Consider the following 14,296-nt stretch of genomic DNA (forward strand, 5'->3'; position numbering starts at 1 on the left):
AAAAACCACATTTTATTACAATTATTTTTTCAGTGCTGTTAGCTTGATGGGCATGCGGCGCTACCCCGATATGAAATATTAACATACTTATCGGCATATAGGATAGATATCCGTTTGTCAATGAAGTTCTAAAAATACGTCTTTCTGTCAGGGTTGTTGGATTGACGCTCAAAGGACTTGACTAAAATATATTTTTGCAACCCTCTAGAAGTTGAAATGGCAAGGTCTCCTAATTTTTTGGCTTGCTCCATATCTCCTTTTTTAAAAGCAAGCTCAGCTCCTAATGCATATTGCAATCCTTGATGTTTAACCATACCTTTCGCTTGTTCAAACACTTCCCAGTTTTCTTCCGCCAATGCAATGTTGGCTAGATAATGATAGCGTGCATTTTTATTTTTTATTTTTTCTACAGTTCTCTTGGCTTCTTCAATAGCTCCTTTTTCCATAAAGATCCACGTTTGAGCAGATATTCGAACCTGTTCATAAAAAGCCGATTTTATACGGTGAAGTTCATTCTCAGCTGCTTCCACATCTCCATTTACCATAGCAATAAGCAGTGCATGATAGGGTTCCTTTTTTTGTTATGAATGAACCTTTCTACCAATTTAATGTTTTGTGTAAAGAACATAATATACAAATAGTTGAGAGAGAATAAGGCAAATACCGGAATAAACACAAAGAAAAAAATCCCCCATAAATCCAATTCCACATCCATAAACCCAAGCACAAACCCTACTAATGCTCCGATAATAAGAAGAATGACTAATCTATTCATCGTTTTTATTACACTCCTATTAGCCATATAATTGATTCAACATCCTATCAATTTAACGTGTATTAAAAAGCGTATTGATATAACCCATAATATAATGGTCCGACAAAAATGACTAAACATAAGACTACCAACCCTTTTTTCACATTATCGGATAGATCGTCATTTTGAAGTTCCTCACCATAGTAATCGTTAAAAAATAGGGAATAAGTGATGTCCCAACCTAACCCCCCAATAAAGACGATCTTCCATAGGTATGGTGTGAGAATTTGTATGTTTGTAACAAACCCGAATAAACCTATCCAAGTAATCACAGATATAAGAAAATCAATTTTAGCTGGTACGGTCCTATATTTACCTTTGATTAGATAACCGATCGCAGTTGCGGCAAGCAGCCCTAAATAAATACTCCACAAGGCAGTTCCTAACATTCATTGTTCCTCTTTTCTATCTCGAATATCATTAATTATAAGATTAACGGCTGGAATCTGGTATCTTATAATAATTGGAATATCACCAGTAACAGGTATCGAAATTGTACCTACATTTAATCACCAGACCATAACGGTCGATAAGGTAACTTTCACACCTAGTGCTACCGAAGTTAGTTTGGATTGGATCACTTCCGTGGAATCAATGGAGAATGTTCGTGTTGAATTTCACATATGGGACGATGAGGGGAATATGCTATCCCCTTTAGGACATCATGGGAATGGTGATCCCATGGGCGATCAGTGGATCACTCATTACAAAATTCAACTTGTCCCTATTCACGGCCAGCCTAAATATTTAACTGTAAAACCCATTGTTGAAAAAATGAGGGTGACAAATTTGATCGAACAAGGAAAAAGTCAATCAAAGAAAACCTATCATTTACAACCGCCTACAGAAGCAGAAACGATAAGTAAAGATCTCAAGGGCTCTTATCCCATTACGCTTGAACAAGGGGACATAGGTTATTTAAAGATTACACAAGTGGAGTTTTTACCTGAAAAAACCGTGTTACATCTTCAGGCGGATGGATTTAATCCCTATCGGCAGGCCGATAGTATTTGGCTGGAAGATGGAGAAGGAAACAGATATCATGAAATAGACCGGCCCGTCCGCGTTCAGGAAATAAAAAATGGATATATTCAAGAATTTTCTCCATTAGATTCGAGGAAGGGAATTAGAATTGTAACTGTTCCCATGGAGAAACCTCAATTCGTGGAAGAACTCGAGCTCAAAGTACCTTTAGAGTGGTAAGCTAATGAAAGAATAAAATGGAGACTTTAATCAAACAACTCAGCCATTAGTTCTTGAGGAGTGGATGTAATCCCTCCTCATTTTTTTATTCCACTCTCTAAAATTGGCATCACCCTGTGGTCAAAGAGCATTGCGGCTCTTCCTTTAACGGGGACTTGGGTAGGCAAATAGTCTATTTCATAATGATCCGGTGTAACCAAATGAAATAGGATCGTTTCCTTCAGAATTATTGTCCCGAGGGGTTGCGAAGGAAATGCCGGAAAGGATGACAAACAAAATAACGTAAAAAGTGAATACCGTAAATTTCTTCATACAACATCTTCCTCCCGATCCTTCTAGATTCATAACTCTGATTGATGATAAAAAGCTGTATTAGTTATCTGTCTTCCTAGTTCATTAATCAGAAATATTAAAATTTGGATCGTTAGATGTTTAGTTAGTTAATGGGCAACCTGGCCCATTGACTCCAAACTATCATGTAAGAATGTGCAACTCCAAGTCCTCATAATCATCCTATAGTTTCACTCACCATTTTTACAATAACATCCATTGGCGTTAAAAACCTGTCAAAGTATAATCATGCTGTAGCTATCGATATCAATTAATATCTGCATTAAAGGTGGATTTCAAAGTATTTGATCACAGTTAATGATAGGAGGCACAGCCATTGTGGGGAAACAGTTTTTCAACGGATCTGAAAAAAACAGGTAGTATCATATTCATATTAATGATTCTTTCTATGTTTCTGATGCTTCCTCAATATGAAGGATTTGAATCCAATGGCGAGATTGTCCCTGTGGAGGAACTTGGTATTCAAGGAAGTGTGTTCTTTACTTATATAGAAGGAGGAATTGTGAGGAATCGTATAGATAAATGGATTGTCCAGTTAACAACGGATGATGACATTGACTTTTATCCCATGACTGAAGAGGATGTCATGAATGAGGTTTTCATGACAGAAATCGGTGATGAAATTCGAACGGATACCGTAGAAAATGCATTAGCCAATACCGATTCAACGGATATAAGCCAGAAAGAGGAGATCCTGGAAAACTCCGAAATCTATTTAGGCGACTCCTTTGGATTAATGGTTGCCATCGGCCTGGTTGAGGAACGTGATGGGGTAGACTTCTCACATGGGGGGAAGTTGGTTATAGCCGGAACGGGTACCCTGTATGAAGACGGAACCGTCGGATCTGTAGGAGGGATTCGCCATAAGCTGCTAACCGCTGAAGATCAGGGCGTGGATCTCTTTTTTGTTCCGAAAGATAGCGGAAGTGAGTTTTTCCTGGAAGGAGAATTGACTAACGAAGAAGAAGCACGGCAAACGGTTGAGGACTATGATTTAAATGTGCATGTCGTTCCTGTCGCAACATTAGACGAAGCCTTAACTTATTTACGGAAAGATATAGAGAAGGTGAAACCATGAATTTTACCGCTTCATCCCAAGCTCATCGATTAATTATCCTATTAGCGGTTTATGCTCTCGTTTATATGCTATCGATTTCTTTTAATTATCAAGGAACATTCCTCGATCTGATCATACCAGAAAAATATTATTTCGCTGTTAGTTCCTTTTTTTATACGTTTGAAATGCTATTGTATTTCGCACTCTTTTATCAGCTTATTGGATGGATACAGGAGATCGTGAAAGAGATTCAGGCATTGGATTCCTCGATCCCCCTTACACCATGGAAAACTATTGCTTATCTGTTTATTCCTGTTTTCAATGTATACGGTTTATGGAGAGTCTTTCAATGGTTATCTGAATCTTTTAATGAGAATGAGAAAATGTATTTACGTTATTTAATGCCTTTTATCTATTTGTTTCATGTCTGTTACGATCTCATTTTTATATTGGACCTGGAGCAAACTTCTTTCTATCTCGAGTATTTATATTGGTACGAAGACGCATCTTTTGTCATTATGGCCTTGATTTGGATAATGTTTGTTGTTCTTGTAACCCAATCTGTGTATCAGCGATTCCAACCTGTAAGCAACGAAATGAATTCAACTAGCAATTGATAAACCAATGTATTAATCAATCCTGTCATAAGGCAGGATTTTTTTACTTTTTTTCATTTTTAACAATGACCAAGTAATCTTATTGAAAAATGAACGCAATGAGGGGAAATAGCCCGGTGGGAGGTTAGAACAAGGGAAAACACCAGAGGAATGTGCGAATTAGAAATGGTTATCAGGGTTGATCATTCAATTCTATGAATAGTTAACCCAGGGCAGTGTCCTTAGTAGTCATTTTTAGATTCGTTCTCTTTCTATATTCCTGAGTAAAATGGACAACGTAAAATATGGAAAGGGCAGGAATGAAGATGATCAATAAAAAACCGGTGAAGTTGGATGACCTAGTGGGTGAAATTGAAATACAAATAAATGGTACGTTTACATACATCAACACCCAAACAGGAGAGGTGATCACATTATCGGAAGAAGAGATCCGTGCGGTAGAACATGAGAAGCCAATCGAGAACTTTCCTGATTGGCAAAAAGAGAATATTGAAAAAGCAATAGAAATATTAGAGGATGAGGACGGGATCTACCTCGATTTCACATTAAGGAACGAGTACCATGAGTATGAAATTATAGAAGAATTTATTGGGACACTTATTGAAGAAGAGATTAGAGAAGCACTGTATGAAGCCATTCAAGGAAGAGGGGCCTTTCGGAGATTTAAAGACGGGATTATAGAACATGGTGTTGAAAAAGAATGGTATGAATATAAGGATAAAAAAATAAAGAAATTAGTCATTGAATGGTGTAAAGAGCATGACATTGAAATAGAGGAATGATCCTTTAATCCTTGCATCATGATCTGGAAAATCAATTGAATCAGAAAGCTATCAATTTCTTAAATGCCTGCGTATGAAATGGGAGCGACGGAATGAACACCATCGCTCCTTTTGATTTCCTTTCTGAACTAACGCGCAGGTTAGTGCAAGAAAACCCGAAATTAAAAGGTAGTTCAAAAAGTGTAAATAATGTAAAATTTATCTAATTTATATGGGGAGGTAATTATAGTGGAACATGAACTAAAAGAGCTTATAAAAAGGTGTGACCTTGCAATAAAGCAAGAAGATTTTGATACCTTGATGAATTACTATACTGATGATGCGATTTTAGTTGTAAAACCCGGAATGACTGCACGAGGAAAAGAAGAAATCAAAAAAGCATTTATTGCAATTGCAAAATACTTCAATAACAGTATTGTCCCAACACAGGGGGAAATGATGATTTTAGAAGCAGGAGACACCGCTTTAGTTTTATCCCAAACGCTACTTGAAGCTGAAAAAGAGGATTCGGAGTACTCTATGGATAGAAGGGCGACATATGTCTTTAAGAAAAATTCACAAGGCGAATGGCTGTGTGCAATTGATAACTCATACGGTACAGAATTGATTAATAAATAAGGGCAGAACTAAAATAAGATGTCCTGAAAAAAGATTCTTAAGGAATAATTATTGAGCTAACATAATCTGATTGTTGAGGAGCCACCCATTTTATGGCTCATTTTTTCGTTGTTCAGCTATTGGTCAGGATAGTTCGAAATAAAAACTGCTTAAAAGAAGGCGGCGAAAGCTATCCGACGGGGAAATGATGGATTTATCAATTCCATACGGAGCCGGCTAGACCCTACTTTAGTAGCTGTTCGCTGCAGCGGCCGCCCCATACACTGCCATCACGAATATAAATCGGAACCTTAGTCGAATTGCACCGTATAAAATGGGAGGATAACGAAGGGTGAATGGAGGAGGAAGGGATGAAAGCGATCGTATACGAGCGGTACGGGCCGCCGAATGTACTGCAGCTCCGGGAGGTTGCCAAGCCGGTACCGAAGGACGACGAGATATTGATTAAGGTCTATGCTACAACCGCCGCAGCAGGGGATTGGCGCATACGCAAGGCAGATCCTTTCCTGGCGCGGCTGTTCAATGGTGTGTGGAGACCGAAAAGAATCACGATTCTCGGATTCGAACTGGCGGGCGTAGTCGAATCGACGGGCAGCGGCGTTACTCGATTCAAGCCGGGGGATGCCGTCTATGCCGCCTGCGGAACTGGCTTCGGCGCGTATGCCGAATACAAATGCCTGCCCGAGACCGGCGGCGTCGCGCTCAAGCCGGCGAACATGACGTTCGAGGAGGCGGCCGCGGTTCCGGTCGGTGCCTATACTGCCTTGCAATTTCTCCGGAAGGGCAACATCCAGCGCGGCAGGCGCGTGCTCGTCTATGGCGCTTCCGGCAGCGTTGGGACGTATTCAGTGCAGCTCGCCAAGCATTTTGGCGCGGAAGTGACCGGAGTATGCAGCACGTCGAATGTGGAGTTGGTAAGATCACTGGGTGCCGACCGAGTCATCGATTATACGAAAGAGCAGTTCGCGGATGACGGTCCGGCCTACGATATCATTTTCGATACAGTCGGGAAGAGTCCATTCAAGGCTTGCATCAAGCGTCTGACACTGAACGGCTTCTACCTGCGAGCGGTCCATATGAGCCCTCTGCCGGTCGTTCGCGGGCTATGGGTCAACTTAACGAGCGGCAAGAAGGTGATCGGCGGAGTATCGAAGGAAAACGCGGAAGATTTGACGTATCTTAAGGAGCTGATCGAGGCCGGCAAGCTGCGTTCGGTCATCGACCGACGTTATCCGCTGGAGCAAGCGCCGGAGGCTCACCGCTATGTAGAGCAGGGCCATAAGAAAGGCAACGTGGTTTTAACCGTTCGGCAAGGTTGATATGAAATCAGATGATTGTAAATTGTGCAAGATTTGGTCCTAGAGACCCTTTTACCTGCTTTTACCGTTTCTCCACCAAATACCGGCAGATTTTTTAATTTGTGTTTGTTGCCAAATGTTTTAACGTTCGCCCTCGGAACTTATATAAGGAAGAGAACATCATAACGCTAAATCGAGCCTGACAAACCAAGAGATGGAAACCCCAAGTGCTGATCCGAAGATCAAGCCCAGCTGCGCAAAGAAATCAAAAAGCTCAACCTCAAAAACAACAAGTCCACGCCGGCTATTGCTGGGATTGGATCAAAGAAGGCAAAAACTACCCCAACGTCTATGATATTGTTCTGCCAGAATATCATTTCCACATGAGCTGGAATCTAGGAAACTCTGCGGCCGCTTGGATGAAGTCGTGGGTTTGGTTGCTCAGGGCAATGCCAGTGATGTAGAGAAAGCCGTTCGTTTCGCCCATGAGGCTTTTCTTTCCTGGCGCAACACTAGCTTGGAAGAACGCTGCGACCTATTGCGAAAAGCAGCTGACCTGCTTCTGCAGGAGGCGCCTGTACTTGCACCACTTATGACACGAGAATCCGGTATGCTGCTATCTGCCTATAGGGGTGAAATTCCTGCCGCAGCTGGGATTCTTCGCCAAACGATACGGATTGCTGAGGATTTCTTTCAAACAGAGCAGTTGGAAGATGACCATCACCGCATTCGTATTGAAAAAATGCCGCTTGGTGTGATTGCTGCCTTAACGCCCTGGAACGTGCCGATGGCCATTACCATGAGCAAAATCGCTCCGATTTTAGTCACTGGCAATACCGTGGTATTAAAACCTTCACCCACGGCATCGATGGCGGTTTCGATTGCGCTTCAAAAAATAGCTGTCTTGTTTCCTCCAGGTGTCATTAATATCGTTCATGGGAATGCAGAGGTAGGTGCAGCTTTAACGACGAACCCACTGGTAAGAAAGATCACCTTAACAGGCGGCGGAGTCACCGCATCCCATGTGATGAAATCGGCTGCCGATTCCCTGAAGCGAGTCCACTTCGAATTAGGCGGGAATGATCCGGCGATTCTATTGGATGATGTCTGTCTCGAGGACGCCATTCCTAAAATCGTAGAAAATGCTTTTGTCCGATCCGGTCAAGTTTGTGTGGAGACCAAAAGGGTGTACATCCCAGAAAACCGATTTACGGAGGCATGTGAGCTTTTTGTGGAGCAAACGGATGGCTTTAAGATCGGTTATGGATTAGATGAAAGGGCAACCTTTGCGCCAGTGAATAATGTCCATCAGTATAACTTATCAAAGGCTTGATTGAAAGAGCCAAGCAGAGCGAGGCAAAAGTACTAGAGTTGGGAATGAAGCTGGAGCCTGAACAATGGGATAATGGGTTCTACATTCAGCCAACGGTGGTTATCGGCCCCGATCCGGGACATGAAATCGTGGTAAACGAGCAATTCGGTCCGGTTGTTCCCCTGGTTTCGTATAGAACAGAGGAAGAAGTGATACATCTCGCTAACCAAACGGAGTATGGCTTAGGTTCAACGGTCTGGACAAGCGATGAAGAGCGAGGATGGAGAGTAGCCCGGCAGCTCGAAGCCGGCTTAACAGGAATTAACGGTAAAATCGATTCGCCTTTAGGCTTTCATATCGTTCCGTTTGGTGGTGTGAAGCAGAGCGGAATGGGGTATGAGAGAGGAAAAGCGGACTGGAAGAGTTTATTAAGTACCATGGCATCACGCTTCATAAAAAAAGTAACTAAACAAGATAGGTTGGCCGTCTCATCTTATCATGGTGGGATGGCTTTTCGTACCATCAGCACAAACCCGATGTTATACACCGTAGGCATTATCTTACTTGCCATGGGTACTGCGGCTTATGCTTGGGGAGTTGACCGCTATATGATTCCTTGGTTAAAGGCCAACTTTAACAAAACGGGCAATCGGGAACACAAAATGACCACTTAAAAGGAGTCAAAAATGTTTCAACCACATAAAAAGGACCTTGTTGCGAAAGAAAAAGCGATAAGGTCTTTTTTATTTAAGGATGACAAGTCAGGCGAAAGTCGGAGTTTTTCCTGCTTAATGTTCGGTGGAACGATGAAACGTTTAACAAGCAATAAGAGAACCCTTAATCGTCATTCTCAGAATGGCAAATTGTCGTCATCAACATGTTCGTTCGTTTTCTCCATGGATTGACCCATCCCTTCTTTTGTTAGGTCTATTTCTTCCATTTCTTTATGGGTGATACCGAAGGGAACACCGTTGGATGTATAACCGGCGATGAAATAAAACGTCTCATCTCCGCATAGCCACTCCATGTCCCGTTCATTTCCTTTCTTCTCTTTTTGCCTTCTTCTATGCTCTTGCCGCGCTTCCAATGATAGCTTGACCTGCTGTTTATAGTGTTCATCAATATGATGTCCTAGCAGTTCAAGCTCTTTTATAGCACATAGAAGATCTACACCAAACCACTTGCTATATCCCCTAACGATATTTTTTCCACCGTATTTTGAAATCCAATTTTTGGCGTTTTGCAATCTGGCTTGTTGGTTATATCTTTTGCGACGTGGTGTGTTTGGTTTTTTCTTTTTGGTCATTGCATTCTTACCTCTCAAGTAGCTATTATTTATCCATAACATCAGTTTAGCTCTTGTTTGGGTGAGAGGGAATAGAAAAGAAATGAATCGACATAATTCGGGTGGTGACAGGCACTATGAATATGACCGTAGAGGACATTCGGACCATCTTGCGTGCTGCGGATGACATTATCGCCTCGGGTGGGCGTACGCTTCTTGCGAAAATCTTAAAAGGATCTAAAGAAAAGAAAGTGTTGGAATTGGGGCTTCAAACTAACCCCTCTTATGGCTGTTTTAAATCGCTTAAATTGGATGAAATCATGGAAAAAATTGATTGGATGATTCATCAAGATTTTCTGGAAATCGAGTACAGCGGAAAAATGCCCCTGATTGTCTATTCCGATAAGGGCTGGGAGATAGAACGGGATCAATATGCCGATGAGCTGCTTCACCAATGGAATCAGTGGCTGGATCAAGGGATTACGGCTGTAAACATGAATTACCTTAAGGACAGAAATCGAGGGCTCATTTTACTTCTTCTGGAGAAGATCAAAGAATCCGGGGACAAAAAGTATATTCCTTTCCTACAGCAGTGGGAGAAAATCGACTATAAAAAAGTCCGTGATGCCATTCGTGACGTCATACAGCATCTTCAAGAAGAAAGAGGTACAGATCCGGAACAGGCGGATCTAAGGGAAAGAAGATTAGCTGATGCCCTTGAAGTTAGGCCAAATCAGCCGGAGTGGCTAAAATGTCGGGAGTGCGGAGAGAGGTTCTTGTTTGAAACGGGTGAACGGGAATTTTACAAGATTCGCGGATTTGCCCCTCCGAAGAGGTGTCCGGACTGTAGAGAGAAGCGTTGGTTTGGGATCGATTAAAAGGGGACAAGACCCGACGTTTATCCTTTTGGAAAAGAAAGCAATGGAGGTTAACCATGTCCTGTCCATTTTGCAGTATACCAAAAGAACAACTCATCCTGGAAAATGAGCTAGCACAGGGGTTTTATGATAAATACCCTGTTCAAAAGGGGCATCTTTTGATCGTGCCCAAGCGACATGCAGAAACGTATTTTGATGCGACACCAGAAGAAATCCTAGCCATCCATCAATTAATCCGCCAAGGAAAAGAAATGATGGATCATGCGTACCATCCGGATGGCTACAATATCGGAGTGAATGTAGGCGAATATGGAGGACAGACCGTGATGCATCTTCACTTTCATCTCATACCTCGATATAAAGGAGATATAGAGGACCCGCGGGGAGGAATCCGAAAAGCAATCCCGAATCTCGTACCTTATCCATAGTAGAGGGAAGATGAATCGGACTCAGGAAAGAAGGAATCAAAATGAAATTAAGCGAACTTGCCCATTATATTGATCCGGTGATTTTGGATAGAGGGCGGAACTATTTATTGAACGGACAGATCATCTCCTTAGAAAAAATAGGGGAGTGGACATTCCAAGCGGAAGTGGAAGGCAGCGAATGGTATATTGTAGACGTGGAGCTTGATAGAGCTGGAGAGATTACAAGAATGGAGTGCGATTGTCCCTATGATTTTGGTCCTGTATGCAAGCATCAAGCGGCTGTACTGCTTAAGCTTCGCGGAGAGCTGTCCTTGGAGCTAAAAAAGGTAAGCCCTCACCCGTCAATCCCCCCAAAAAATTTGAAAGATTTGTTAGAGGATCAAAGCAAAGATAGTTTAGTTCAATTGCTGCTCTCATTGGCCGCTGACTCGGATGTAGTGGAGCAGAGAATTAAGCTGCATCTTTCTTCAGCTGATGGTTCTCTAGCGTTGGAAGAATGTAAGAAGCTTATCCATACATACATTGACACGTATTCCGATGATCACGGTTTTGTATCCTGGAGAAATGTAGAACGTGCCGTGGAAGGTGCAGAACTTGTTGCGGAGAAAGCATTTGGATCCCTGGAGGATGCTGACCGGGTATTGGCGGTGCGGATGTATCTGTGCATTATGGAGGAAATGCTAGAATTGCTTGAGTCGGCGGATGATTCAGGTGGTACGATTGGGGGTCTTATCGAGAGGAGTCTCGAAGGCATTCAAGAAGCAGTCGGAGTCGGTTGAGGAGATGACTCCAACAGAGGCTGAGGAATTATTTCGATTGCTTCTCAAGGAAACCCAACACCCCTGTCTTAAAGGATGGTCGGACTGGCAGCTTTCTTTGCTGGAAAGTGCTTCCCGTTTGGCGATAAACGCTGACATGGCAAGAGAATGGGACCGGTATGCTTCCCAAATGACAGCTAGAGAAGAACAAGGGACATGGAGCGGAGGGTATGTTTCCGAGCGCATTGCCATGCTGCGTTACCGTTTTATTCAAGAGAAAGAAAGTCCCGAACAGGAAAAGGAATATGTGAAGCAGCATCTCCATTTACCTTCTTTTCGAAAAATAGCGATACAGCAAGCTTTGGACCAGGGCCGGTTCGAGGAAGCCATCCAACTGGCCCAGGAAGGGGAAGAACAGGATAAGGCAAACGGCTGGCGTGGGCTGGTGAAGCAGTGGAAAGAGTTACGATATGAAGCGTATCGCGCTTCCGGCCAACTGGAACAACAGCGAAGCCTTGGTGAGGAGCTGGCGCTTGACGGGGATTATTCTTATTATCAGAGGATAAAAAACACCTACCTTCCTTCGGAATGGCCGCCAGTTTATCAAAGGATATTGGAGAAGCTGGAACAAGACCGCTGGCCTGGACAAATTTATACCCAGATTCTGATTGAAGAGCAGGAAACCGCAAGACTATTGGAATTCGTAAAAAGACAGCCAGCAAGGGTGGAAGAATTCTATTCGACCCTAGTGAAGGAATTCCCTAAGGAGACCAAGGAGCTGTTCCAAATACACATTGAAAACACCGCGAACCAATCAAGTACGCGAAGGGATTATCAGAATGTGTGCAGGATTATCCAGATGCTCAATCGTGCGGGGGGACAAGCAGAAGCTGATCAAGCCATACGTTTGCTTCTTGCGAAGTATCCTAGGAGACCCGCTTTTCGTGAGGAATTATTGAAGCTGGAAAATTCATTTAGGGTGAATCGATCTTAACGATAATCTATAAAGGCAAGGCTCCAATCTTAAGCAAAGCTGCATTATGTTCTGTACCGATATAGACTTAAAGTGCTGCGAGAGATAGGCGAGTCTAGCTCGGGGAGGCACCATGATCAAATTGTTTCCGTTGATTAATCCATGATAAAATGGGGACAGAGGGGGGATATTTGTGGAGAAGCTGAATTTAAACCAGAGATATACGGTGGACGAATTCCTTGAATTGGAACTTAAACACGACCGGTACGAACTTCATGAAGGTTATCCCGTACTAATGTCTCCCGCCTCAGCCGGTCATGAGGCTATCATCGCTTCTTTGATCGGAGAGTTGGTTTCAGCTTTAAAGGGTAGCCGCTGCACTGTTTTTGGCAGCAACCTGGCGGTAATCCCATTCGATAAGGAAATCAAGGATTGGGAAAAGGAGAAGTTCTACTACCCCGACATTTCGGTCATTTGTGACACTAAAAAAATTCATCAGGGAAAGTGCTACGGGGCACCTGATTTGGTGGTAGAGGTATTATCCCCTTCCACGTCCAGAACGGATTTGGTTACCAAGTTAAATGACTACGAAAAATCCGGGGTGAAAGAATATTGGATTGTAGACCATTCCAATCAGTATATAGCGAAATACGTTTTAACCAATCATAGTTTTGTGAGGGAAGATGTATTTGATGCTGAGGCTTATTTTTCTTCTACGATTTTCCCGGAAATCACTTTTGCAGTAAAAGATATTTTTCGTTTCTATAATCACTTTGGTTTGGAGGAAAATTAGACCGTTTGTTCCTGAGATTCGCTTCCTCAGATCAAATGCGATCATATAAAAGAAATGGTTAAACGAACCTCTTACGGTAAGATCGTAGGGGGTTTTGTGTTTTTGAGGGAAAACTTGATTATCCTAATATCCCCTGCGATATTCCTTGGTTGCAGTCATTTTTTAGCGCTCTCGATCAAACCGCATTGAAGTCGAAGAGGTCTGGGATCGTTCCAGCCGTACATTTTCGATGGGTCCTGAGGCGAATAAAGGAAGTATGGCGGAAGAAAGATAAAATAAGCAAATCTGATGCTTTGCAGGTGCTGGTTAAGAATTAAATAGTAACATCCTACTTGAATGAAGTGGTTGTGTTAAAGAAAGGATGTAGCATAAAATATGATATTCGCCACAAATACACCGAATAGCATGGGAATAGCTATTTATGGTGATTATATGGATTTTGAAGAGCTCTACGAAGCATTGCATGCTATCGTGGGAGAGGAAGGTGAATTTCCATCATACGATACACCTCGCTTAAGAGTGCTAGGCGTTTGCTATGACATCCGTCATGCGCTTATGGGAGACCGGGAAATTGAGTTTGTGGACAATGGCATGGATGAAGAAAAGAAGAAAAGGATGGGAGTGATTACCCCAGATAAAACGTATATTTGAAATTTAATGTGCTTTGGCCGGAGATGCTATTTGTGATCATGGCACTCAACGATTTTGTAAGGCTTTATGCGGGAAAGAATGCGAAAAAAAGCTATGATGTAATGGTAGACAAGCGGAATATATGGGATACTTCCATTGCGATAGTGAGAGTTTTTCAGGCAGCGGTAATTAAATGTGTAAAAGGGACTGTATCTGATGCTTCCTTTACCCGCATGATCAACCTGATGAACAAGGATTACTCGTGGTTTAATCGTTATGCGACACAATATGTTGACCTTCTTAACTGCAGGTTTATCGACATGGACAAGGCTAAACGCATGAAAAGCATTCCAACCATGGCGAAAAGAATAGCTGAGAAAGGGGATGAATATAAGCAAATGGAAAGTGAGGTTTTAGCAGCAGCAAGGGTGTATAATTGCCTGGTTAGAGCTAGAATAAAAAGTGGACACCTAAATTAGAGTATCAGATAATTACTATT

General features: G+C 42.4%; 18 protein-coding genes and 1 pseudogene. 14 read left to right on the forward strand and 5 right to left on the reverse strand.

Annotation, left to right across the window (positions count from 1 at the left end; translation table 11 throughout):
• Positions 1-128 precede the first annotated feature (128 nt).
• From ABLT31_RS37150 to ABLT31_RS37160, 3 genes are all read right to left on the reverse strand, one after another.
• Positions 129-530: a hypothetical protein gene (locus ABLT31_RS37150; protein WP_367760760.1), complete on the reverse strand. Its 402-nt coding sequence runs from the start codon at positions 528-530 to the stop codon at positions 129-131.
• Positions 531-538: 8 nt separating this feature from the next.
• Positions 539-775, reverse strand: a complete 237-nt coding sequence (locus tag ABLT31_RS37155; RefSeq protein WP_367760761.1) for a hypothetical protein — start codon at positions 773-775, stop codon at positions 539-541.
• A gap of 62 nt (positions 776-837) precedes the next feature.
• The gene (locus ABLT31_RS37160) at positions 838-1,203 is read right to left on the reverse strand and encodes a hypothetical protein (RefSeq protein WP_367760762.1); all 366 of its coding nucleotides are present in this window, start codon (positions 1,201-1,203) and stop codon (positions 838-840) included.
• A gap of 103 nt (positions 1,204-1,306) precedes the next feature.
• Between ABLT31_RS37160 and ABLT31_RS37165 the strand changes: the two genes are divergently transcribed.
• A complete protein-coding gene (locus ABLT31_RS37165) occupies positions 1,307-2,017 on the forward strand; it encodes a DUF5643 domain-containing protein (RefSeq protein ID WP_367760779.1) in 711 nt (236 codons plus the stop codon).
• 177 nt (positions 2,018-2,194) lie between these two features.
• Here the strand turns inward: ABLT31_RS37165 and ABLT31_RS37170 are convergent, their stop codons facing one another.
• Entirely contained in the window at positions 2,195-2,329 is a 135-nt protein-coding gene (locus tag ABLT31_RS37170) for a hypothetical protein (protein ID WP_367760763.1), read from the reverse strand.
• A 355-nt stretch (positions 2,330-2,684) separates the two neighbouring features.
• On the opposite strand from ABLT31_RS37170, the gene ABLT31_RS37175 reads away from it, so the two are divergent.
• From ABLT31_RS37175 to ABLT31_RS37205, 7 genes are all read left to right on the forward strand, one after another.
• Positions 2,685-3,446, forward strand: a complete 762-nt coding sequence (locus tag ABLT31_RS37175) for a hypothetical protein (protein ID WP_367760764.1) — start codon at positions 2,685-2,687, stop codon at positions 3,444-3,446.
• Positions 3,443-4,042 carry a hypothetical protein gene (locus ABLT31_RS37180; RefSeq protein ID WP_367760765.1) on the forward strand — a complete coding sequence of 200 codons (600 nt, stop codon included), beginning with the start codon at positions 3,443-3,445 and terminating at the stop codon, positions 4,040-4,042. The genes ABLT31_RS37175 and ABLT31_RS37180 overlap by 4 nt, the downstream gene beginning before the upstream one ends.
• Positions 4,043-4,383: 341 nt before the next feature.
• Positions 4,384-4,824 carry a UPF0158 family protein gene (locus ABLT31_RS37185; RefSeq protein ID WP_367760766.1) on the forward strand — a complete coding sequence of 147 codons (441 nt, stop codon included), beginning with the start codon at positions 4,384-4,386 and terminating at the stop codon, positions 4,822-4,824.
• 228 nt (positions 4,825-5,052) lie between these two features.
• Positions 5,053-5,442: a YybH family protein gene (locus ABLT31_RS37190; protein WP_367760767.1), complete on the forward strand. Its 390-nt coding sequence runs from the start codon at positions 5,053-5,055 to the stop codon at positions 5,440-5,442.
• 350 nt (positions 5,443-5,792) lie between these two features.
• Positions 5,793-6,761: an NAD(P)-dependent alcohol dehydrogenase gene (locus ABLT31_RS37195; RefSeq protein WP_367760768.1), complete on the forward strand. Its 969-nt coding sequence runs from the start codon at positions 5,793-5,795 to the stop codon at positions 6,759-6,761.
• 394 nt (positions 6,762-7,155) lie between these two features.
• The gene (locus ABLT31_RS37200; RefSeq protein WP_367760769.1) at positions 7,156-8,073 is read left to right on the forward strand and encodes an aldehyde dehydrogenase family protein; all 918 of its coding nucleotides are present in this window, start codon (positions 7,156-7,158) and stop codon (positions 8,071-8,073) included.
• Positions 8,070-8,726, forward strand: coding sequence for an aldehyde dehydrogenase family protein (locus ABLT31_RS37205; protein WP_367760770.1), 657 nt, complete (start codon positions 8,070-8,072; stop codon positions 8,724-8,726). Before ABLT31_RS37200 ends, ABLT31_RS37205 begins: the two co-directional genes overlap by 4 nt.
• A 176-nt stretch (positions 8,727-8,902) precedes the next feature.
• Here the strand turns inward: ABLT31_RS37205 and ABLT31_RS37210 are convergent, their stop codons facing one another.
• On the reverse strand, positions 8,903-9,358 hold the full coding sequence (locus tag ABLT31_RS37210; RefSeq protein ID WP_367760771.1) for a hypothetical protein: 456 nt from the start codon (positions 9,356-9,358) through the stop codon (positions 8,903-8,905).
• A 116-nt stretch (positions 9,359-9,474) separates the two neighbouring features.
• Here ABLT31_RS37210 and ABLT31_RS37215 point away from each other — a divergent pair, with 116 nt between their 5' ends.
• The 6 genes and pseudogenes from ABLT31_RS37215 (at position 9,475) to ABLT31_RS39130 (ending at position 14,276) form a co-directional block, all read left to right on the forward strand.
• Positions 9,475-10,215 (forward strand): RQC-minor-1 family DNA-binding protein, encoded by a 741-nt coding sequence (locus ABLT31_RS37215; protein WP_367760772.1) that lies wholly within the window; start codon positions 9,475-9,477, stop codon positions 10,213-10,215.
• 56 nt (positions 10,216-10,271) lie between these two features.
• Positions 10,272-10,643, forward strand: a complete 372-nt coding sequence (locus tag ABLT31_RS37220; RefSeq protein ID WP_367760773.1) for an HIT family protein — start codon at positions 10,272-10,274, stop codon at positions 10,641-10,643.
• 41 nt (positions 10,644-10,684) lie between these two features.
• Positions 10,685-11,422: an SWIM zinc finger family protein gene (locus ABLT31_RS37225; RefSeq protein ID WP_367760774.1), complete on the forward strand. Its 738-nt coding sequence runs from the start codon at positions 10,685-10,687 to the stop codon at positions 11,420-11,422.
• Positions 11,346-12,395: a hypothetical protein gene (locus ABLT31_RS37230; protein WP_367760775.1), complete on the forward strand. Its 1,050-nt coding sequence runs from the start codon at positions 11,346-11,348 to the stop codon at positions 12,393-12,395. Before ABLT31_RS37225 ends, ABLT31_RS37230 begins: the two co-directional genes overlap by 77 nt.
• Before the next feature lie 172 nt (positions 12,396-12,567).
• A complete protein-coding gene (locus tag ABLT31_RS37235; protein ID WP_367760776.1) occupies positions 12,568-13,167 on the forward strand; it encodes a Uma2 family endonuclease in 600 nt (199 codons plus the stop codon).
• A 432-nt stretch (positions 13,168-13,599) separates the two neighbouring features.
• Positions 13,600-14,276 (forward strand): annotated as a pseudogene (locus ABLT31_RS39130) (DUF6904 family protein).
• The last annotated feature ends 20 nt before the right edge of the window (positions 14,277-14,296 follow it).

The sequence above is a fragment of the Ammoniphilus soli genome, from assembly GCF_040813775.1.